The 20,847-nt window shown below is 62.0% G+C and carries 17 protein-coding genes; 4 read left to right on the top strand and 13 right to left on the bottom strand.

Annotated features, from left to right (window positions below; all coding sequences use genetic code 11):
• Positions 1 to 76: 76 nt before the first annotated feature.
• The 10 genes from MOP87_RS12540 to cspD form a co-directional block, all read right to left on the bottom strand.
• On the bottom strand, positions 77 to 1,450 hold the full coding sequence (locus MOP87_RS12540; protein WP_033695163.1) for a glutamine synthetase family protein: 1,374 nt from the start codon (positions 1,448 to 1,450) through the stop codon (positions 77 to 79).
• Positions 1,451 to 1,531: 81 nt separating this feature from the next.
• Positions 1,532 to 3,502, bottom strand: coding sequence for a DNA topoisomerase III (locus MOP87_RS12535; RefSeq protein WP_242809576.1), 1,971 nt, complete (start codon positions 3,500 to 3,502; stop codon positions 1,532 to 1,534).
• A gap of 298 nt (positions 3,503 to 3,800) precedes the next feature.
• Positions 3,801 to 4,235, bottom strand: coding sequence for a GNAT family N-acetyltransferase (locus tag MOP87_RS12530; protein ID WP_027916195.1), 435 nt, complete (start codon positions 4,233 to 4,235; stop codon positions 3,801 to 3,803).
• A complete protein-coding gene (locus MOP87_RS12525; protein WP_242809574.1) occupies positions 4,228 to 5,394 on the bottom strand; it encodes a cupin domain-containing protein in 1,167 nt (388 codons plus the stop codon). Before MOP87_RS12525 ends, MOP87_RS12530 begins: the two co-directional genes overlap by 8 nt.
• 81 nt (positions 5,395 to 5,475) lie before the next feature.
• Positions 5,476 to 6,846: an adenylosuccinate lyase gene (purB, locus tag MOP87_RS12520; protein WP_181073767.1), complete on the bottom strand. Its 1,371-nt coding sequence runs from the start codon at positions 6,844 to 6,846 to the stop codon at positions 5,476 to 5,478.
• A 273-nt stretch (positions 6,847 to 7,119) separates the two neighbouring features.
• On the bottom strand, positions 7,120 to 7,746 hold the full coding sequence (gene hflD / locus MOP87_RS12515; protein ID WP_027916192.1) for a high frequency lysogenization protein HflD: 627 nt from the start codon (positions 7,744 to 7,746) through the stop codon (positions 7,120 to 7,122).
• Positions 7,743 to 8,867: a tRNA 2-thiouridine(34) synthase MnmA gene (gene mnmA, locus MOP87_RS12510; protein WP_027916191.1), complete on the bottom strand. Its 1,125-nt coding sequence runs from the start codon at positions 8,865 to 8,867 to the stop codon at positions 7,743 to 7,745. Before mnmA ends, hflD begins: the two co-directional genes overlap by 4 nt.
• A 58-nt stretch (positions 8,868 to 8,925) precedes the next feature.
• Positions 8,926 to 9,366 carry an NUDIX hydrolase gene (locus MOP87_RS12505; protein WP_206405408.1) on the bottom strand — a complete coding sequence of 147 codons (441 nt, stop codon included), beginning with the start codon at positions 9,364 to 9,366 and terminating at the stop codon, positions 8,926 to 8,928.
• Between the two features lie 95 nt (positions 9,367 to 9,461).
• The gene (locus MOP87_RS12500; protein ID WP_242809572.1) at positions 9,462 to 11,687 is read right to left on the bottom strand and encodes an NADP-dependent isocitrate dehydrogenase; all 2,226 of its coding nucleotides are present in this window, start codon (positions 11,685 to 11,687) and stop codon (positions 9,462 to 9,464) included.
• A gap of 462 nt (positions 11,688 to 12,149) precedes the next feature.
• Positions 12,150 to 12,407: a cold shock domain-containing protein CspD gene (gene cspD, locus MOP87_RS12495; RefSeq protein ID WP_242809570.1), complete on the bottom strand. Its 258-nt coding sequence runs from the start codon at positions 12,405 to 12,407 to the stop codon at positions 12,150 to 12,152.
• A 229-nt stretch (positions 12,408 to 12,636) separates the two neighbouring features.
• Between cspD and clpS the strand changes: the two genes are divergently transcribed.
• Both clpS and clpA read left to right on the top strand, forming a co-directional pair.
• Positions 12,637 to 12,999: an ATP-dependent Clp protease adapter ClpS gene (gene clpS, locus MOP87_RS12490; protein ID WP_023534830.1), complete on the top strand. Its 363-nt coding sequence runs from the start codon at positions 12,637 to 12,639 to the stop codon at positions 12,997 to 12,999.
• Positions 13,000 to 13,029: 30 nt separating this feature from the next.
• A complete protein-coding gene (clpA, locus tag MOP87_RS12485; RefSeq protein ID WP_058603465.1) occupies positions 13,030 to 15,300 on the top strand; it encodes an ATP-dependent Clp protease ATP-binding subunit ClpA in 2,271 nt (756 codons plus the stop codon).
• An 86-nt stretch (positions 15,301 to 15,386) separates the two neighbouring features.
• On the opposite strand, the gene infA is transcribed toward clpA, so the two are convergent.
• From infA to aat, 3 genes are all read right to left on the bottom strand, one after another.
• On the bottom strand, positions 15,387 to 15,605 hold the full coding sequence (gene infA / locus MOP87_RS12480) for a translation initiation factor IF-1 (RefSeq protein ID WP_002553999.1): 219 nt from the start codon (positions 15,603 to 15,605) through the stop codon (positions 15,387 to 15,389).
• Positions 15,606 to 15,706: 101 nt separating this feature from the next.
• Positions 15,707 to 16,414 (bottom strand): arginyltransferase, encoded by a 708-nt coding sequence (locus tag MOP87_RS12475; RefSeq protein ID WP_027916187.1) that lies wholly within the window; start codon positions 16,412 to 16,414, stop codon positions 15,707 to 15,709.
• A 56-nt stretch (positions 16,415 to 16,470) separates the two neighbouring features.
• Positions 16,471 to 17,151: a leucyl/phenylalanyl-tRNA--protein transferase gene (gene aat, locus MOP87_RS12470; protein ID WP_027916186.1), complete on the bottom strand. Its 681-nt coding sequence runs from the start codon at positions 17,149 to 17,151 to the stop codon at positions 16,471 to 16,473.
• A gap of 443 nt (positions 17,152 to 17,594) precedes the next feature.
• Here aat and MOP87_RS12465 point away from each other — a divergent pair, with 443 nt between their 5' ends.
• A complete protein-coding gene (locus MOP87_RS12465; protein WP_178102866.1) occupies positions 17,595 to 20,150 on the top strand; it encodes a DNA translocase FtsK in 2,556 nt (851 codons plus the stop codon).
• Between the two features lie 62 nt (positions 20,151 to 20,212).
• Complete coding sequence (gene lolA, locus MOP87_RS12460; protein ID WP_242809569.1) at positions 20,213 to 20,836, top strand: outer membrane lipoprotein chaperone LolA; 624 nt, start codon at positions 20,213 to 20,215, stop codon at positions 20,834 to 20,836.
• Positions 20,837 to 20,847 lie beyond the last annotated feature (11 nt).

The raw sequence follows: 20,847 nt of genomic DNA, 5'->3' as shown, positions 1-20,847 counted from the left end.
ATGTTAATACCCCGACCGCGCAAGTGCCAACGCGGGTATCAATCGAGGAACCCGCGCCAGCGTCACCTGGCTGTGATCACAAAAACCAGCGGTACTCCCGAGCACTGATCTCCTGCATAAACGCCAAGTGGTCCTGGCGCTTGTTCTCGCAATACACCCTGACGAATTCGGCCCCCAAGCCTTCGATCACCGCAGGCGCGTGCTGCATGGCCGTTACTGCGCTTAGCATGTCCTTGGGAAAGTCGATGCCGCTGGAGCGGTCTTCGTTCAACGGTGCGATAGGGTCCTGCGCGGCGTCGAGGCCCTGTTCCAGACCGCACAGGATGGCGGCCAGCACCAGGTAGGGGTTGGCATCGGCGCCGGCCAGGCGATGTTCGATGCGCAGGTTGCGGGCATCGGATTCTGGGATGCGAATACAGGCATCGCGGTCTTCGTATCCCCAGCTGGCCCGGCTGGCGGCGTTGACCATGGCGCCATAACGGCGGAAGGCATTGTGGTTGGCGGCGAAGATCGGCATGCACTGAGGCAGCAGAGACAGGCATCCGGCTACCGCCTGGCGCAGCGGACGCTGGCCATCGGCGGCCAGCAGGTTGTTGCCCCCCTCGTCATACAGGCTGACATGCACATGCATGCCGCTGCCGGGCGCATGCAAGTAAGGTTTGCTCATGAACGAGGCGCGGTGGCCGTGCTTGCGTGCGACACCGCGCGTACTACGGCTGAACAACGCCGCCCAGTCTGCCGCTTGCAGCCCATCGTTGCAGTGTCCGAAGTTGATCTCGAACTGGCCTGGCCCCAGCTCGGCGGTGATGACGTTAGCATCCACGCCTTGCACATTGGCTGTGGCAACCATGTCATGCAGTACCTCTGCGAAGCGGCTCAAGCGCTCGATGTGCAAGTTGGGCTGGTCGTCTTCATCGGCGCTCAGAGGATCGCGGGGAAACTGTGGCAGGCCCGCTGTGAGCGCGCGGTCGAACAGGTAGAACTCCAGCTCGAACGCCACGACTGGATGAATGCCGCGGCGTGCCAGGCGTTGCAGAACCCGCGCCAGCACCTCTCGGGGTTCGAACGCAATGGGCGCCGGCGTTGCGTCGCTGCTGATCAGCATCTGCCCCAAGGGGTGCGCTTCCCATGTGACGGGCTTCAACGTGCCGGGCACCAGCCGGCGCAGGGCGTCAGGGTCGCCGTCGTTGAAGCAGTAGTCGCCGATCTGGAACAGGCCACCCTGGGTGCCAAGGAGCACTGCGTTCTGGGGCAGTTTGAGCGGGCTGCCGGCGGCGACCTTCTCAAGCATGTCGATCGGGTAGCGCTTGCCGTAAAAGTGGCCTGGGATGTCGAGGCTGATAAGGTCGACATGGCGCACGCCGGGATACTGGGCACGAAAGGCGCGAACCTCAGCGAGTACGTCCGGGAAGCTCGTTTGGGCAGGCGTGCGTTCCAAGTCCGGGCTCATGGGCAACTCCACAGGCGAATAGATCCAGGGAAATGTAGCAGAGGCCGCCCAATCCGCCCGCTGTAGCCTGCATCCACAGGCTCAGGTGGACTTCTTCCTCGGTTGCCTGGCTTTACCTGCGCCACCTTTGGCACCTGCTGCCTTGCCTGAACTTGACCGGGCCTTGCCGCCGCTTCTGCGCTTTTTCTTCCAGGGCGGGGCTGCGCCCGCCGCCGGGCCGGTAATGGTCATGCGCAGGCCGCTGCAACGTTCTACCAGCTTGCCCATCCAGGCCGATTGCCGGGCCACGAATTCTTCCAGACTCATGTCGCCGCTTTGCACCATGTCCAGTGCCTGCTCCCAGATGGCAGTGGTGCCGGGGTCGGCGATAGCACGGGGGACGGCGTCTATCAGGCTGAAGGCAGCAGGCGTTGCCGCCAGCGCCTTGCCGTTCTTGACCAGGTAGCCCCGGTCCAGCAGGCCCTGGATGATGCTGGCACGGGTGGCTTCGGTACCGATCCCAGTGGTTTCCTTGAGCTTTTGTTTGAGCCGAGGGTCGTCCACCAGCTTGGCCACGTTCTTCATGGCCTTGATCAGGTCGCCTTCGGTAAAGGGCTTGGGGGGTTGGGTCCACAGGTCTTTGAGCTGGACATCCTGGACCGAGCACGCTTGGCCTTCGCGCAACACCGGGAGTACCTGGGGCGGGGCGGCTTCGCGGCCCTTGGCCGGCGTCAAGGCCTCCGGCAGGGCGCGACGCCAGCCCGGCTCGACGATCTGCTTGCCCACGGCGCGCAAGGCATAGCCTGCGCAGTCGAAGTCTGCCTGGGTGCGGTCGTACTCATGGTGAGGGAGAAACTGTGCGAGGTAGCGCGCGCGGATCAGGGTATACACAGACTTGTGCTTGGCCGGCAGGCGCCCTGGGTCGCTGGCGGCGACCGTCGGTATGATGCCATGGTGGGCACTGACCTTGGCATCGTTCCAGGCGCGTGAACGGCGCTGGGGTTGCAGATGAGGTTGCAAGGGCGCCAGGCTGGCATCAGCCCGCTGTAGCGCCGCAAGAATGGCGGGCGCTTCCCCATGCTGGCTCATCGGCAGGTAACCGCAGTCGCTGCGCGGGTAGGTAATCAGCTTGTGAGTCTCGTAAAGCGCCTGGGCGATATCCAGGGTTTCCTGGGCGCCGAGGCCGAACTTCTTCGAGCACAGCTCTTGCAGAGTACCGAGGTCAAAGGGCAGCGGCGCGGCTTCGCGCACACGTTCCGTTGCGACTTTCACGGCCTGGGCAACGCCGGCCTGCTCGATGGCGGCGGCCGCTTGCTGCGCCAACGCCTGGTTAAGGCACCGACCCTGGTCGTCGCAGACGTCCTCCGGCGCCCGCCACTGGGCCATGAACGCCTGGTTGGCATGACTTAGACGCACGTCGATGGCCCAGAAGGGCACGGGCACGAACTGTGCGATGCTGCGGTCTCGATCTACCACCAGGCGCAGGGTCGGCGTTTGCACGCGACCCACTGGTAGTACGCCCTGGTAGCCGGACTGACGACCGAGCAGGGTGAACAGTCGGCTCATGTTCATCCCGATCAGCCAGTCGGCTCGTGAACGGCCCAGCGCCGAGTGATAAAGGTTGAAGGTCTCATGCCCCGGCAGCAGGCGGGCCAGGGCCTTGCGAATCGACGCATCATCGAGCGCGGACAACCACAGGCGTTGCACCGGGCCACGGTAGCGACAGTGTTCGACCAACTCGCGAGCAATCATTTCGCCTTCGCGGTCGGCATCGGTCGCGATGATCAGCTCGCGGGCCTCTCCCAGCAGGCGCTTGACCGCCTTGTACTGGCTGGCGGTCTTGGGCTTGACCAGCATTTTCCATTGTTGCGGGATAATCGGCAGGTCGGCCAGGTTCCAGCGCTTGTAGCGCTCGTCATAGCTGTCGGGTGGGGCCGTTTCCAGCAGGTGGCCAATGCACCAGGTCACGCACACGTCGGTGCCTTGCCAACAGCCATCGCCTTTGCGATTGGCGCCGAGCACTTTGGCGATGTCTTTTGCCTGAGAGGGTTTTTCACACAGAAACAGCCGCATGACCATTGACGCTTCATCGATGGAGATGAGCGCTAGGATGCGGGTGCGCAACGAAGTAGGCAAGTTTTATGTGGATGGATGTACAGTGCGAGGCGTATCCGGATGTGCCGGTGATGTGAGCCGGCACAGGATCGGTACGTTAGCAGCGCGATTGAATACGGCTAACGGTCAGCCTGTCGCCGGCAAGCCGGCGCCTGACGGGGACGTGTACGCGCGTGAGCTTGAACCGCTCCTGTGGGGACAAGAGCGGCGGTCGCGCCGGCATGCCGGGGTCAGATGCGAACAGGCCTGGCACGCTTCAAGAAGGCAAGTGCGACTCGCGCACCATGTCTACGTGAGGGATGCCGGCCTCGAGGAACTCTTCGCTGACCACTTTGAAACCCAGCCGCTCGTAGAACGGTGTGGCATGCACCTGCGCGCTGAGGCGTTGAGGCTTGAGGTCACGGGCCTGCGCTTCTGCGATGACGGCATTGACCAGTGCGTCGCCCACTTTCAGGCCGCGCCAGTCCTTGAGCACCGAGATTCGGCCGATGGTGCCATCGGCGAGCAAGCGTGCGGTGCCGATCGGGTAGTCGCCCTCCAGTGCCAGGAAGTGCAAGGCATCCTGGTCTTCGGAGTCGAATTCCAGTTCGACCGGTATGTGCTGCTCGGCGACGAACACCGCCTCACGGATGCGGCGAATGTCGGCGTTGTCCTTGACCCAATCGGCCAGACGCACCCGAATCTTATTCATCGGCAAAACCCAGGCTACCTTGCTTGACCAACTGCTGGATCAGCATCAATGCATCTTCATCCTGCAGCCACTGGCCGAGGTTCTCGCTGTGCAGGGCGTCGGCAGCGCACACCAGCTTGAGCAGGTCGCGCAGCTTTCCAGGCAGCGGGCAGCTACGGCCGCTGGCAAAGAGCAGCAGGTCGCTGTCGAACTCGGACCAGGCCATGCGGGCGCTCGGGTTGCGGATCAGGATGGCGCCCTGCTGCAAGGCATTGAGCAACTCCTGCTCGGACAACTCCTCGCCAACGATCTGCTCGGGGTAACGCGGCTCGGTCATGAACTGGCCGAACCAGGTCAACAGCAGATCCTTGTCACCCATGTGTTTGTCCAGCAGGGCCTTGAGGCGGTCCAGGGCATCATGCTGGATCTGATGAGGGTCGCTGACTGGCTGTGCATCGGCGTCGCTGTAGCGCTCTTCGTCCGGCAGGAACTGGCCGAGGAAGTCGGTGAAGTGAGTGAGCACTTCGGCGGCGCTCGGTGCGCGGAAACCGACCGAGTAGGTGAGGCAGTCGTCCACGGCAACGCCATAGTGAGCCAGGCGCGGCGGCAGGTAAAGCATGTCGCCAGGCTCCAGGGTCCACTCGTCACTTTGCTCGAAATCGGCCAGGATGCGCAGGTCGCTGTGCTCAAGCAGGGCGCTGTCGCTGTCGCACATCTGCCCGATCTTCCAGTTACGCTGCCCGTGGCCTTGCAGCAGGAACACGTCGTAGTTGTCGAAGTGCGGGCCCACGCTACCGCCTGGGGTAGCGAAGCTGATCATGACGTCGTCAATACGCCAGCTGGGCAGGAAGCGGAAGTTTTCCAGCAACTCTGCCACTTCCGGCACGAACTGGTCGACGGCTTGTACCAGCAACGTCCAGTCTTTTTCCAGCAGCTCGGCAAACGTGTCCTCGTTGAACGGACCGCGGCGCATTTCCCACGGGTGTGCGCCGTGCTCGAGCACGATACGGGACTCGACCTCATCTTCCAGCGCCAGACCAGCCAGCTCGTCCGGATCGATGGGGCTGATGAAATCGGGGAATGCCTGGCGCACCAGCAGCGGCTTTTTCTGCCAGTAGTCGCGCATGAATTCACGGGCTGTAATGCCGCCCAGCAGCTGCAGTGGAGTATCAGGATTCATCTTCAACCTATTGAAAAAACGTAATTTTCAGACGGGAATAAAAACGCCCGGCCAGGCCGGGCGTTGGGCGCAGAGCGCGCGTTAGACGCGTTTGGCCTGCGCAGCCGCGTTACCGATGTAGGTAGCGGGCGTGAGTTGCTTGAGTTCGGCCTTGGCCTCGGCGGGCATGTCCAGCCCATCGATGAAGCTCAGCAGAGCATCCGGGGTGATGCCCTTGCCGCGGGTCAGCTCCTTGAGCTTCTCGTAGGGGTTCTCGATGTTGAATCGACGCATCACGGTCTGGATCGGCTCGGCCAGCACTTCCCAGCAGGCATCCAGATCGGCCGCGATACGGGCGTGATTCACTTCGAGCTTGCCGATGCCTTTGAGGCTGGCTTCATACGCGATGACGCTGTGGGCAACGCCCACGCCCAGGTTGCGCAGCACGGTGGAGTCGGTCAGGTCACGCTGCCAGCGCGAAACCGGCAGCTTGCTGGCCAGGTGCTGGAACAGGGCGTTGGCGATGCCCAGGTTGCCTTCGGAGTTTTCGAAGTCGATGGGGTTGACCTTGTGCGGCATGGTCGAGGAGCCGATTTCGCCGGCAACGGTCTTCTGCTTGAAGTAGCCCAGCGAAATGTAGCCCCACACGTCCCGATCGAAATCGATGAGGATGGTGTTGAAGCGCGCGATGGCGTCGAACAGCTCGGCAATGTAGTCGTGCGGCTCGATCTGAGTCGTGTAGGGGTTGAACTGCAAGCCCAGCTCGTCTTCGATGAAGGCGCGGGCGTTCTGCTCCCAATCGATCTGCGAATAGGCCGACAGGTGGGCGTTGTAGTTGCCCACGGCGCCGTTGATCTTGCCCAGCAGCGGCACGGCAGCGACTTGAGCGACCTGGCGCTCCAGACGGTACACGACGTTGGCCAGCTCCTTGCCGAGGGTAGTCGGGGAGGCAGGCTGACCATGGGTGCGCGAGAGCATCGGCACATCGGCATGGGCGTGGGCCAGGGCGCGAATGGCGTCGGCGATCTGACGCATCAGCGGCAACAGCACCTCGTCACGACCGGCGCGCAGCATCAGGGCGTGGGACAGGTTGTTGATGTCCTCGCTGGTGCAGGCGAAGTGGATGAATTCGCTGACCTTGGCCAGCTCAGGCAGCTGGGCGGCCTGCTCCTTGAGGAGGTATTCGATCGCCTTGACGTCGTGGTTGGTGGTGCGCTCGATTTCTTTGACGCGCTCGGCGTGCTCGAGCTTGAAATCGGTGGCCAGGTTGTCCAGCAGCGCGTTGGCTTCGGCGGAGAACGCCGGCACTTCGCTGATCTGCGGGTGGGCGGCCAGGCGCTGCAACCAGCGCACTTCGACCAGGGCGCGGAAACGGATCAGGCCGAATTCGCTGAAGATGGGGCGCAAGGCCTGGGTTTTGCCGGCGTAACGGCCGTCTACAGGGGAAACCGCAGTGAGCGAAGAAAGCTGCATGGGGTGTTCTCGGACAGTCAGGCTTTTGGAGGGCGCATATCATACATTAAAAATGCGCTGGAGTCGGGGGGCTGACCAAAGGTTGCTTCAATCTGCTCGGTTTGCTGAGTGGGCGCTGCACCGATCCGGTGGCGGAGCAACGCCATTGACTGATCTCTGTCAGCGCGCGTCGGGGCTGCCGTGCAGCCCGTCGGGGCACAAGGCCCCTCCTGCAAGGAACGTGGTCAGCCAGGCGCGTTCGCGTCTGTGCGCCCGAATGTATGAGGCTGGGTTTCAGGGCGCTGTGCGCATCATGTCGTACAGCTCGTTGAGCAATTTGCGTCGGCTGAACACCAGCTGCCAGCGGTGCCCACCGAGCTGGCGCCATAGCCGCGCAGCGCGGATACCGGCCAGCAGCAGGGCGCGGATCTTGGAGGCGTTGTTGGGCTGCTGCAGGAAGCGCATGTCGCCGTGCACCTGGATGCGCTGACGCAAGGTGCTCAAGGTGTCTTGGTACAGCGCGCCGCTCGACGCGATGACGTTCTCGTGCACCAGGCCGAAGTGATCGGCCTGGGACTGGATCTGCGGCAGGCGGTTACCGATGGTCTCGAGCAGGTCGCCGCGCTTGTTCAGCTGCCGTTCCAGGCCCAGCATCGACAAGGCATAACGCAAAGGCTCGCGCTGCAGGCTGCTGGGGTCGCGCTCCAATGCCCCGACCAGCGCGCGGTAACCGTCGCGCAAGTTCAGGTCATCGCCACCGAAGACCTCCAGCGTATCCTTGGGATCACGCACCAGCAGGCTGCCCAGCATGCAGCCGATATCAGCTTCGCTGGCCTGCCCGGTACGGGCGATACGGTCCACCAGCACGGCTGCCTGGAATACGCCGCCCAGCGCGATCAACTGTTCCTGCACGCGGTTCACGAGCGTGGGCTCCACGGCTCGGCTGCTTCGATCACGCCACCGCCCAGGCACACCTCGCCGTCATAGAACACCACCGACTGGCCAGGGGTAACTGCGCGCTGCGGCTCGTCGAAGACGGCCCGATAACCGGTGGCCGTACGGTGCAGGGTGCACTGCTGGTCGTGTTGTCGGTAGCGAACCTTGGCAGTGAGCTGGCGCGGGCTATCGAGGTCGACCGGGTTCACCCAGAAGATTTCGGAGGCCAGCAGGGCGCGGGAGAACAACCAGGGGTGTTCATTGCCCTGGCCGACCACGAGCACATTGCGCGTCAGGTCCTTGTGCAGCACGTACCAAGGCTCGTCCCCAGCATCCTTCAGGCCGCCGATACCCAGGCCCTGGCGCTGGCCGATGGTGTGGTACATGAGGCCATGATGACGACCGATCACTTCACCGTCGGTGGTTTCGATGTCGCCGGGTTGGGCCGGCAGGTATTGCTTGAGGAAGTCGCTGAAACGTCGCTCACCGATAAAGCAGATGCCGGTGGAGTCTTTCTTCTTGGCCGTGGCCAGGCCGTGTTTCTCGGCAATGGCGCGCACCTCGGGTTTTTCCAGCTCGCCCACCGGGAACAAGGTGCGGGCAATTTCCTTGCCGCCCACGGCATGTAGGAAATAGCTCTGGTCCTTGTTCGGGTCCAGGCCTTTGAGCAGCTGGGTCAGTTCGCCGGTGTCGCGGCGGCGAACATAGTGACCGGTGGCGATCAGGTCGGCGCCCAGGGACAGGGCATAGTCCAGGAAGGCCTTGAACTTGATCTCGCGGTTGCAAAGGATGTCGGGGTTCGGGGTGCGGCCGGCCTTGTATTCCTCAAGGAAGTGCTCGAACACGTTGTCCCAGTACTCGGCCGCGAAATTGGCGGTGTGCAGGGTGATGCCGATGCGGTCGCAAACCGCTTGGGCATCTGCCAGGTCTTCACGGGCCGTGCAGTATTCGGTGCCGTCGTCCTCTTCCCAGTTCTTCATGAACAGCCCTTCCACCTGGTAACCCTGCTCCATGAGCAGAAGGGCGGAGACGGAAGAGTCCACGCCGCCGGACATGCCGACGATGACGCGGGTCTTGGCGGGGTCTTTGAGTGCTGGGCTGGTCATGGTTACCGATGTAGATCAAGAGGAAAAACGCCGATACTACCAAACCCGCAGCGGCGCGTCAGTCGCGCAGCAGGTCAAGGCTGTGCAGCGGGCCCTGCAGGTAGTCGTCAAGGCAGCGAGGCACCAGTTCACTGCGCCAGCGCGCCGGATCGGCGAGCAGCTCGTCACGGGTCAGCCACATGGCGCGCTCGATATCGCTGTCCAGGGGGCTGTCGACGCGATGCCGGACAGGGCGGGCGGCAAAGCAGATGCGCTGGTAGGTCACGCCGTTGCTCGGCGCCGTATACAGGTAAATACCCACCAGCCCGGTCAGCTCCACCTCCCAGGCCGTTTCTTCCAGGGTTTCACGCAGCGCCGCCTGGGCCAGGGTTTCATTGGGTTCGAGGTGGCCGGCAGGTTGGTTGAAGACGTGTCGCCCGGCCTTGAACTCTTCGACGAACAGAAACCTGCCGTTGTCTTCGACAACGGTGGCGACGGTGATATGAGGGTGCCAGGTCATGCAGTGCTCCAGGGTGAGCGAGTTGGCCGTTGTGCGGCCCAGAAAGCACGAACCCCGGTGCGTGGCCGGGGTTCGTGGGTTACGTCAAGCGAGCCTTACAGGGCGGCGATGGCGCTGTTCAGGGTCTGGCTTGGGCGCATGACCTTGGCCGTCAGGTCGGCGTCAGGGGCATAGTAGCCACCAATGTCCACTGGCTTGCCTTGAACAGCGTTGAGTTCGGCAACGATTTTTTCTTCGTTGTCGCTCAAAGCCTTGGCCAGAGGGGCAAAGCGAGCTTTCAGGGCTGCATCGTCGTCCTGGGCGGCCAGTGCTTGTGCCCAATACAGGGTCAGGTAGAAATGGCTGCCGCGGTTGTCGATGCCGCCGACCTTGCGCGAAGGCGACTTGTTGGTGTCCAGGAACTTGCCGGTTGCCTGGTCCAGCGTCTGGGCCAGCACCTTGGCGCGTGGGTTCTCGTAGGTGTTGCCCAAGTGCTCCAGGGAAGCGGCCAGGGCCAGGAATTCACCCAGCGAGTCCCAGCGCAGGAAGTTCTCTTCTACCAACTGCTGCACGTGCTTGGGGGCCGAGCCGCCAGCGCCGGTTTCGAACAGGCCACCGCCATTCATCAGCGGCACGATCGACAGCATCTTGGCGCTGGTGCCCAGTTCCATGATCGGGAACAGGTCGGTGAGGTAGTCGCGCAGCACGTTGCCGGTCACCGAGATGGTGTCCTTGCCTTCGCGGATGCGAGCCAGGGAGAACTTGATGGCCTCGACCGGGGACATGATGCGGATATCGAGGCCGGACGTGTCGTGGTCCTTGAGGCAGGTCTGCACCTTCTCGATCATGGCGCTGTCGTGGGCGCGAGCCGGGTCCAGCCAGAACACGGCCGGGGTATCGCTCAGGCGGGCGCGGTTGACGGCCAGCTTGACCCAGTCCTGGATGGGTGCATCCTTGACCTGGCACATGCGGAAGATGTCACCTGCTTCGACCTTCTGTTCCAGCACCAGGTTGCCCTTGGTGTCGACAACGCGCACGACGCCATCGGTCTTGATCTGGAAAGTCTTGTCGTGGGAGCCGTATTCCTCGGCTTTCTGCGCCATCAGGCCAACGTTCGGCACGCTGCCCATGGTGGTCGGGTCGAAGGCGCCATTGGCCTTGCAGTCTTCGATGGTGGCCTGGTAGATGCCAGCGTAGCAGCGGTCCGGGATGATCGCCTTGGCGTCCTGCAGCTCGCCGGCGCTGTTCCACATCTTGCCCGAATCACGAATCATGGCCGGCATCGAGGCATCGACGATCACATCGCTCGGCACGTGCAGGTTGGTGATGCCTTTATCTGAGTTGACCATCGCCAGGGCAGGGCGCTCGGCGTACAAGGCCTGGATGTCCGCTTCGATTTCGGCTTGCTTCTCGGCGGGCAGGTCCTTGATGCGGGCGTACAGGTCGCCGATGCCGTTGTTGGCATTGAAGCCGACTTCGGCCAGGGCGGCCGCGTGCTTGGCTAGTACATCGTTATAGAATTCTTCGACGATGACGCCGAACATGATCGGGTCGGAAACCTTCATCATGGTCGCTTTGAGGTGCACCGACATCAGCACGCCCGATGCCTTGGCGTCGGCAATCTGCTCGGCGACGAAGGCCTTGAGGGCCTTGCGGCTCATGGTGGCGCAGTCGATGATTTCAGCTGCCTTGACGGCGGTTTTCTCTTTCAGGACGGTGGTGGTGCCGTCGGCGCCGACCAGCTCGATGCGCAGGCTGTCGTCAGCCTCGATCAGTGCAGCCTTCTCGCTGCCGTAGAAGTCGCCCTGGCTCATGTGAGCCACGTGCGACTTGGAGTCGGCCGCCCAGGCGCCCATCTTGTGAGGGTGCTTGCGTGCGTAGTTCTTGACCGACAGCGGTGCGCGGCGGTCGGAGTTGCCTTCGCGCAGGACCGGGTTCACGGCCGAACCCTTGATGCGGTCGTAGCGGGCGCGCGATTCCTTTTCCTCGGCGGTGGCCGGTTCGTCGGCGTAGTCCGGGATGTTGAAGCCCTTGCCTTGCAGCTCCTTGATCGCGGCCTTGAGCTGCGGTACCGAGGCGCTGATGTTCGGCAGCTTGATGATGTTGGCTTCAGGGGTGGTGGCCAGTTGGCCCAGTTCCGCCAGGTGATCGCCTACCTGTTTTTCTGCGCCGAGTTGCTCCGGGAAGGCTGCAAGGATACGGCCTGCCAGGGAGATGTCGCGGGTTTCGACGGCAATGTCAGCGCAAGCGGTGAAGGCTTCGATGATCGGCAGCAGCGAGTAGGTGGCGAGGGCAGGAGCTTCGTCGGTGAAGGTATAGATGATCTTGGAACGGGTGGGCATGCGGGCTAACTCTCTGTGTGCTGAGCGTGCTCGAGTCTCGTGGTGCACCGGGTAGGCACACCGCCCTGGCAGCGCCATGGGCGGAAAGTCGAGAGGCTGCGAGCTGTGATGGTGGATGCATCAGTCGAGCGTCAAGTGCCGAGCTGCGGTAACAACCCGGGCTTAGTGGCCTAAGATGGCCTGGGACGGTCCGCATTTTCCTAGGGATCGCCCCGGTGACCCTGCGGTCGCGGGGCAGTATATCAAACCAATCAGCCTAATCATCAAGACTGAGTGATATCGGCCCATTTATAAGACCAAAGACGTAGCGACAATGTGACCGGTTGTCGCATGCGGCAGCCTCGCGGGTCGTGCAGAAGCGGAGGGAAGTCTTGATAACAGAGTTGTAACTTCATGCGTACAGATAGGCCGCACGCTGGTGGTCGACACGCGTGCGATCCTTCAAGGATGGACGTACCGGCGTCACGCACTCACAGTGGCGGCCAGTGTCGAGTCAGGTAGCAGCGCCTGGGCAGCCTCTTGGGTGCGGATATTGACAGCGTGCAGGCCTTTGGGGCCTTGAATGATATCGAAATGAACTGCCTGTCCCGCCTTGAGGGTCTTGTAGCCGTCCATCTGGATAGCGGAAAAGTGGGCGAAGAGGTCTTCGCTCTTGCCATCCTCGACCACGAACCCATACCCTTTGGCGTTGTTGAACCACTTGACTTTACCGTTTGCCATCCCTATGTCCCTCTGCAAGGACTCCATCACTGGAGTATCATCCACATCATCCGCCAATGAGCCTTCGAAAAAATCGGGCTGGTTGCGCGGATCTTTATTGACCACGGTGTGTTCCTATTGGTTGTAACACCGTTTTGCCGATAGTCAAGGTCATGCAGCGGCCAGGCCGTATCGCTTGCTGCAGGGTCAACCCATAACCTTATCCTGTCGATGTGATGAAATTCTTTCCATGCATGCACACAGCCAGATTCGACTAACATTCAATCAGGATCGCCCTCAATCCAACGAGGACGATGGCGCTGGTCTGGCGGTTCAGGAAGCCAAGCCGATCCTGCAGGCGCCACCTATGTACAAGGTGGTTTTGTTCAACGATGACTACACGCCGATGGATTTCGTCGTCGAAGTGCTCGAAACGTTCTTCAATCTGAACCGCGAGCTGGCGACCAAGATCATGCTGACCGTCCATACCGAGGGGCGGGCAGTATGCGGATTGTTTACCCGCGACATCGCCGAAACGAAGGCCATGCAGGTCAACCAATACGCCAGGGAAAGCCAGCATCCGCTACTCTGTGAAATCGAGAAGGACGGTTAATCGCCGACCACTTGGGTATGAGGTGAAGCTATGTTAAACCGCGAGCTCGAAGTCACCCTCAATCTTGCCTTCAAGGAGGCCCGTTCGAAGCGTCATGAGTTCATGACGGTCGAGCATCTGCTGCTGGCTCTCCTTGACAATGAGGCTGCCGCGACCGTTCTGCGCGCCTGTGGCGCCAATCTCGACAAGCTCAAGCATGATCTGCAAGAGTTCATCGATTCTACGACCCCTTTGATTCCCGTCAGCGACGAAGACCGCGAGACTCAGCCGACCCTGGGCTTCCAGCGTGTGCTGCAGCGTGCCGTGTTCCATGTCCAGAGCTCCGGCAAGCGCGAGGTTACCGGTGCCAATGTGCTGGTGGCGATCTTCAGCGAACAGGAAAGCCAGGCTGTGTTCCTGCTCAAGCAGCAGAGCGTGGCCCGCATCGATGTGGTCAATTACATTGCCCACGGCATCTCCAAGGTGCCCGGCCATGGGCCGCATTCAGACAGCGACCAGGAGATGCCGGACGATGAGGGCGGTGAAACCACCTCTTCGAGCAATCCATTGGACGCCTACGCCAGCAACCTCAACGAGTTGGCCCGCGCCGGGCGTATCGACCCGTTGGTTGGGCGCGAGCAGGAAGTCGAGCGCGTGGCACAGATCCTCGCCCGTCGCCGCAAGAACAATCCCCTGCTGGTAGGTGAGGCCGGCGTGGGTAAAACAGCCATTGCCGAAGGTTTGGCCAAGCGCATCGTCGACGGTCAGGTGCCCGATCTGCTGGCCCAGAGCGTGGTCTATTCACTCGACCTGGGTGCTTTGCTGGCCGGTACCAAATACCGCGGCGACTTCGAGAAGCGCTTCAAGGCGCTGCTCGGTGAACTGCGCAAGCGGCCACAGGCCATCCTGTTCATCGACGAAATCCATACCATCATTGGTGCCGGCGCAGCGTCTGGCGGTGTCATGGATGCCTCCAACCTGCTCAAGCCATTGTTGTCGTCGGGCGAAATACGCTGCATCGGTTCCACGACGTTCCAGGAATTTCGTGGCATCTTCGAGAAGGACCGGGCGCTGGCGCGGCGCTTCCAGAAGGTCGATGTGAGCGAGCCTTCCGTGGAGGACACCGTCGGTATCCTGCGCGGCCTCAAAGGGCGCTTCGAAAGCCATCACAACATCGAGTACAGCGACGAGGCGCTGCGTGCAGCGGCAGAGCTGGCCTCGCGCTACATCAATGACCGGCACATGCCCGACAAGGCCATCGACGTCATCGACGAAGCCGGCGCCTACCAGCGCCTGCAGCCTGAGGCCAATCGCGTTAAGCGAATCGACGTGCCTCAGGTCGAGGACATCGTCGCCAAGATCGCCCGTATTCCACCCAAGCATGTCACCAGTTCCGACAAGGAGCTGTTGCGTAACCTGGAGCGGGATCTGAAGCTGACCGTGTTCGGTCAGGATGCGGCCATCGACTCGCTGGCGACCGCCATCAAGCTGTCGCGCGCAGGGCTCAAGTCGCCTGACAAGCCTGTCGGTTCGTTCCTGTTCGCCGGCCCGACCGGCGTGGGCAAGACCGAGGCAGCGCGTCAGTTGGCCAAGGCGCTGGGTGTCGAGTTGGTGCGTTTCGACATGTCCGAATACATGGAGCGTCACACCGTGTCGCGCCTGATCGGCGCGCCGCCTGGCTACGTCGGGTTCGACCAGGGCGGTCTGTTGACCGAAGCCATCACCAAGCAGCCGCACTGCGTGTTGCTGCTCGATGAGATCGAGAAGGCCCACCCGGAAGTCTTCAACCTGCTGCTGCAGGTCATGGACCACGGGACCTTGACCGATAACAACGGGCGCAAGGCCGACTTCCGCAACGTGATCCTGATCATGACCACCAACGCGGGCGCTGAAACCGCTGCGCGAGCGTCCATCGGCTTTACCCACCAGGACCATGCGTCCGATGCCATGGAAGTTATCCGCAAGAGCTTCACGCCGGAGTTCCGCAACCGCCTGGATACCATCATCCAGTTCGGCCGTCTGAGCACCGAGACCATCAAGAGTATCGTCGACAAGTTCCTCATCGAACTGCAGGCGCAACTTGAGGACAAGCGTGTGCTTCTGGAGGTCAGCGACGCGGCACGTGGCTGGCTGGCGGTGTCGGGCTACGACGTGCAGATGGGTGCGCGGCCGATGGGTCGACTGATTCAGGACAAGATCAAGCGGCCTCTGGCCGAGGAGATTTTGTTCGGCGAATTGGCCGAGCACGGCGGGGTGGTGCACGTGGACCTGCGCGATGGCGAACTGGTCTTCGACTACGAGACCACTGCCGAAGTGGCGTAAGCCTCGGGGGCCGCAATGCGGCCCCTTCCTGACCCAGGCAGGCACAAAAAAGCCCGGCAGATGCCGGGCTTTTTCATGGCTGGAGCTTAGCGCGCACGGTACGTGATGCGGCCCTTGCTCAGGTCATACGGCGTCAGCTCGACGCGAACCTTGTCGCCAGTGAGAATACGGATGTAGTTCTTGCGCATCTTTCCAGAGATGTGCGCGGTTACGACGTGCCCGTTTTCCAACTCCACGCGGAACATGGTGTTGGGCAGGGTGTCGACGACAGTGCCTTCCATTTCGAAGCTGTCTTCTTTCGACATGCAGTAGAGCCCTCGGATCCAGTGTTGGCCCGACGCATAACCGCACCGGGCAAAAAAGTGGCGTGGATTATGCCCGAAAACTGTGTGTCAAGCCAATGCTTTCAGTTGAGGGCAACCCAACGCTGGTTTATCAACAACTCGATAGGCCGATACTGCGTCTTGTAGTTCATTTTCTTGCAGTTCTTGATCCAGTAGCCAAGATACACGCCGTCCAGATCGAGCCGCAACGCCTCGCCGATCTGCCAGAGGATGGCAAACCTGCCCAGGCTGCGGCGCTCCTCATCAGGCTCGTAGAAGGTGTACACGGCAGACAGGCCATTGGGCAGCAAGTCGCAGACGGCGACTGCCAGCAGTCGCCCGCTGGCGCGAAATTCGTAGAACCAGCAGAACGGCAATTGGCGCACCAGAAACGTGGAGAACTGATCACGGCTGGGTGGATACATGTCTCCATCGGCATGACGTGCCTCGATGTAGCGCCGGTACAGGTCGAAATACTCTTCCTTGAAGGCAGGGCGTGCAGCCGTCACCGTCACATCGGCGTTGCGCTTGAGAATCCGGCGCTGCTGCCGGCTGGGCACAAACCGTGCCGGCGGTATGCGCGCAGGCACGCATGCATTGCAGTTCTGGCAATGAGGGCGATAAAGGTGATCGCCACTGCGGCGAAATCCCATCTCCGACAGGTCGGCGTACACGTTCACGTCCATGGGCTGGCTGGGGTCCAGGAACAACGTGGTGGCCTGCTCGTCGGGGAGGTAACTGCAGGAGTGGGGTTGAGTGGCATAAAACTTCAACCGCGCCAGCTCTGTCATGATCAACCCCTTCGGTGAGACTTTGCCTAAGTGTAAGCCAGGTGTGAAAAACGCGCCTAGCAAACCCATGTGGCGGTGTTGGGCTGATCGAGGTGGCGGGCCAGGTAGCCTGCGAATTCGCGGCGACTGATGGCGTGAGCACCCAGGCTTTGCAGGTGATCGGTCGGCATCTGGCAGTCGATCAGCACGAAGCCGGCTGCTTCCAGGTGTCGGACCAACGTCACGAAGCCCACCTTCGAGGCATTGTCCGCGCGACTGAACATGGATTCCCCGAAAAACAGCTGCCCCATGGCCAGGCCATACAGGCCGCCGACCAGTTCACCGTCCTGACGAACTTCGACCGAATGGGCAATGCCGCGCGCGTGCAGTTCGCAGTAGGCCATGCGCATGGGGTCGGTGATCCAGGTGCCGTTTGTATAATCGCGCGGCGCCGCGCAGGCTGCGATCACCGCGGCGAAGTCGGTGTCGAAGCTGACCTGGTAGCGGCCTTGGCGCATCCACTTGGCCAAGGAGCGCGACACGTGCAATCGGGCAGGCACCAGCACGGTGCGCGGGTCGGGCGACCACCACAGGATCGGCTGGCCATCCTGGTACCACGGGAAGCAGCCATGGCGGTAAGCCTGAACAAGCCGTTCGGGCGTCAGGTCGCCGCCTGCGGCGAGTAGGCCGTTGGGCTCTTGCAGGGCGCGGTCCAGCGCAGGGAAGGTCAAGGAATCGCGTTTCAGCCAGGTCAACATGGTCGGTCATGCGGTAGGGGAGGGGAGTGGCCAGCATGGCGCGATGGGGAAATGGGGTCAATCGCTTCACGGCCGCAGGTGGGCGATACGTGATCGCCCACTCCACAAGCAATCGGGTTGCTTCCGCTGAATGGCGGGCCTGGGCAGGGCCGGTGTAGGCAGTGTCCCGCAGCCATTCAGGCAATTTCGGATACATTGCAGCTACGGCCGGCACCATCAGCCACATTTGCTGTCACACCTGTGCAAAAACACAGCATAAGCCTTTGTCACAGAAGACAATGCGTGCTCAAATTGCAGCTATTGGAAAGTCGCCCCCGGCCAGATCCCCAGACGGCGTGCCGCCATGGCGGCTGGCGGGCAGTAATGTTAAAAGTAGTGATCCGTTGGCTTCGGCCCTGGCCGATCACTATTGGACGCGCACCATGCGCAGGAATAGACGCGTTTTGAAGAAATCCACCGCAACCCCAGCTCCCTTGCCCGTGCCCCTGTGGCGGCAGCAGCTGCACTATCGCCTCAAGGAGGGTGCGCTGATCGCTGTCGGCGCCCTGTGCCTGTACCTGTGGATGGCGCTGCTGACCTACGACACCTCGGACCCGGCCTTCAGCCACACCGCCACCGTCGACCAGGTGCAGAATGCCGCCGGGCGAGCCGGTGCCTATTTCGCCGATATCCTGTTCATGGTGCTGGGCTACTTCGCCTACATCTTCCCATTGCTGCTGGCGATCAAGACCTGGCAGATTTTCCGTCAGCGCCACCAGCCCTGGGACTGGAGCGGCTGGTTGTTCTCCTGGCGATTGATAGGCCTGATATTCCTGGTGCTGTCCGGGGCTGCGCTGGCCCATATCCACTTTCATCCGCCGGCAAGCATCCCGTTCTCGGCCGGCGGCGCCCTGGGCGAAAGCCTGGGCGATCTGGCTCGCAACTTCCTGAACGTGCAGGGCAGCACCCTGATGTTCATCGCCCTGTTCCTGTTCGGGCTGACGGTGTTCACCGACCTGTCGTGGTTCAAGGTCATGGACATGACCGGCAAGATCACGCTGGATCTGCTGGAACTGGTGCAGGGCGCGGCCTCGCGCTGGTGGGAGGCGCGTAACGAACGCAAGCGCCTGGAAGCGCAGCTGCGCGAGGATGAGCCCGTCGTCAAGGCCAAGCCTGTGGCGCCCGAACCACGTGAGCCGGCCAAGCCTGCTCTGCGCGAGCGCTTGTTCAAGCGCGAGCCTGCGTCTGCTCAGCCCGAGCCTCGCGAGCCGACCCTGGGCGGTGAGCCTGTGACGATGCGCGACTCGGTCGCGCGTGAACCGGTTGCGCGTGACCCAGGGGTGCAGCGTGAACCTGTGATCACACGCGAACCGGCAGCGGCGCGGCCTTCGGCGCCTGCGCCTGTAGCCGCCCCGGCCCTGATCTCCAATATCGTGCCACCGTCGGCCGCCAAGGCGCCTGAGCCAGTCAAGCGCATTGCCAGAGAAACCCCGGCGCCGCAATTCATCGACAGCGCAGTGGAAGGCACCTTGCCGCCGATTTCCATCCTGGACCCGGCTGAACAGAAAAAAATCGAGTATTCCCCCGAGTCCCTGGCGGGCGTTGGCCAATTGCTGGAAATCAAGCTCAAGGAGTTTGGTGTCGAAGTGGCGGTGGATTCCATTCACCCAGGGCCTGTGATCACCCGGTACGAAATCCAGCCGGCTGCCGGTGTCAAAGTGAGCCGTATCGCCAACCTTGCCAAGGACCTGGCGCGTTCGCTGGCCGTGACCAGCGTGCGGGTGGTCGAGGTGATTCCGGGCAAGACCACTGTGGGTATCGAGATTCCCAACGAGAACCGCCAGATGGTGCGTTTCTCCGAAGTGCTCGCCACCCCGCAATATGACGAACAGAAGTCGCCGGTCACCCTGGCCCTGGGCCACGATATCGGCGGCAAGCCGGTCATCACCGACCTTGCAAAGATGCCGCACTTGCTGGTGGCGGGTACGACCGGCTCGGGTAAGTCGGTGGGCGTGAACGCGATGATTCTGTCGATCCTGTTCAAATCCAGCCCCGAAGACGCGCGCCTGATCATGATCGACCCGAAAATGCTCGAGCTGTCGATCTACGAAGGCATCCCACACTTGTTGTGCCCCGTGGTCACCGACATGAAGGACGCGGCCAATGCCCTGCGCTGGAGCGTGGCGGAAATGGAGCGGCGCTACAAATTGATGGCCGCCATGGGCGTGCGCAACCTGGCGGGCTTCAACCGCAAGGTCAAGGATGCCCAGGAAGCCGGCGAAATCATTCACGACCCGCTGTATCGCCGCGAAAGCATGGAGGATGAGCCGCCTGCCCTGAAGACGCTGCCGACCATCGTGGTAGTGGTGGACGAATTCGCCGACATGATGATGATCGTCGGCAAGAAGGTCGAGGAACTGATCGCGCGCATCGCGCAGAAGGCGCGGGCTGCCGGTATTCACTTGATCCTGGCGACCCAGCGACCGTCGGTGGATGTGATCACCGGTCTGATCAAGGCCAACATCCCGACGCGCATGGCGTTCCAGGTGTCGAGCAAGATCGACTCGCGTACCATCATCGACCAGGGCGGTGCCGAGCAACTGCTGGGCCACGGTGACATGCTGTACATGCCGCCTGGCACCAGCCTGCCGATTCGGGTCCATGGTGCATTCGTGTCCGATGACGAAGTGCACCGGGTGGTCGAGGCGTGGAAACAGCGCGGTGCCCCTGACTACAACGACGACATCCTCAACGGTGTCGAAGAAGCCGGCAGCGGTTTTGAAGGTAGCAGTGGCGGTGGCGATGGCGACGATTCCGAAAGCGATGCACTGTACGACGAAGCCGTACAGTTCGTGCTCGAGAGCCGCCGCGCGTCCATTTCGGCCGTACAACGCAAGCTAAAGATCGGCTACAACCGGGCGGCCCGCATGATCGAAGCCATGGAAATGGCTGGCGTGGTGACTCCGATGAACAGCAACGGCTCGCGGGAAGTGATCGCCCCGGGCGGCCCGCGCGATTGATATCACCCTGCCGGGCGCCAACGGTGGTGTCCGGCCCCCTTCAACGCTTAATGAGGATTCCCATGCGCGCTATTCGCATGCTGTTGGTTTCGGCCCTTGCCCTGGGCCCGGTCTCGGCGTTCGCCGGCGAGCAGGATGTCCAGCGCCTGACCCAGTTGCTGGAAAAGTCGCAGACCATCGAAGCCAATTTCTCCCAGCTGACCCTGGATGCAGGCGGCACCAGCCTGCAGGAAACCACCGGCAAGATGACGGTCAAGCGCCCAGGCCTGTTCTACTGGCACACCAATGCGCCCCAGGAGCAGGTGGTGGTATCGGACGGTAAGAACGTCACCCTGTGGGACCCTGACCTTGAGCAGGCCACCGTCAAGAAACTCGACGTGCGTCTGAACCAGACGCCGGCGCTGCTGCTTTCCGGTGATGTGTCGAAGATCAGCCAAAGCTTCGATATCGTCTCCCGTGAGCAGGGCGATGTGATGGACTTTATCCTCAAGCCCAAGACCAAGGACACGCTGTTCGACTCGCTGCGTGTATCGTTCCGCAAGGGCCTGATCAATGACATGCAACTGATCGACAGCGTTGGCCAGCGCACCAACATCCTGTTCAATGGGGTCAAGGCCAACCAGACGGTAGCGGACAGCACCTTCAAGTTCGACATCCCCAAAGGTGCGGACGTCATCAAGGAGTAACCAGAGCCAGT

Origin of the sequence: Pseudomonas sp. I3-I5 (assembly GCF_022699445.1) — a bacterium.
In the GTDB taxonomy this organism is placed as follows: Bacteria; Pseudomonadota; Gammaproteobacteria; order Pseudomonadales; family Pseudomonadaceae; genus Aquipseudomonas; species Aquipseudomonas fulva.
This window is presented reverse-complemented; position numbering and strand designations above follow the sequence as displayed.

Coding starts and splice junctions, on each gene's coding strand:
- MOP87_RS12475 (WP_027916187.1), bottom strand. CDS start 16,414: ATGACAGAGCTGGCGCGGTTGAAGTTTTATGCCACTCAACCCCACTCC.
- MOP87_RS12540 (WP_033695163.1), bottom strand. CDS start 1,450: ATGAGCCCGGACTTGGAACGCACGCCTGCCCAAACGAGCTTCCCGGAC.
- aat (WP_027916186.1), bottom strand. CDS start 17,151: ATGTTGACCTGGCTGAAACGCGATTCCTTGACCTTCCCTGCGCTGGAC.
- clpA (WP_058603465.1), top strand. CDS start 13,030: ATGTTAAACCGCGAGCTCGAAGTCACCCTCAATCTTGCCTTCAAGGAG.
- MOP87_RS12500 (WP_242809572.1), bottom strand. CDS start 11,687: ATGCCCACCCGTTCCAAGATCATCTATACCTTCACCGACGAAGCTCCT.
- purB (WP_181073767.1), bottom strand. CDS start 6,846: ATGCAGCTTTCTTCGCTCACTGCGGTTTCCCCTGTAGACGGCCGTTAC.
- MOP87_RS12505 (WP_206405408.1), bottom strand. CDS start 9,366: ATGACCTGGCACCCTCATATCACCGTCGCCACCGTTGTCGAAGACAAC.
- cspD (WP_242809570.1), bottom strand. CDS start 12,407: ATGGCAAACGGTAAAGTCAAGTGGTTCAACAACGCCAAAGGGTATGGG.
- MOP87_RS12535 (WP_242809576.1), bottom strand. CDS start 3,502: ATGCGGCTGTTTCTGTGTGAAAAACCCTCTCAGGCAAAAGACATCGCC.
- lolA (WP_242809569.1), top strand. CDS start 20,213: ATGCGCGCTATTCGCATGCTGTTGGTTTCGGCCCTTGCCCTGGGCCCG.
- mnmA (WP_027916191.1), bottom strand. CDS start 8,867: ATGACCAGCCCAGCACTCAAAGACCCCGCCAAGACCCGCGTCATCGTC.
- MOP87_RS12530 (WP_027916195.1), bottom strand. CDS start 4,235: ATGAATAAGATTCGGGTGCGTCTGGCCGATTGGGTCAAGGACAACGCC.
- infA (WP_002553999.1), bottom strand. CDS start 15,605: ATGTCGAAAGAAGACAGCTTCGAAATGGAAGGCACTGTCGTCGACACC.
- clpS (WP_023534830.1), top strand. CDS start 12,637: ATGCATGCACACAGCCAGATTCGACTAACATTCAATCAGGATCGCCCT.
- MOP87_RS12525 (WP_242809574.1), bottom strand. CDS start 5,394: ATGAATCCTGATACTCCACTGCAGCTGCTGGGCGGCATTACAGCCCGT.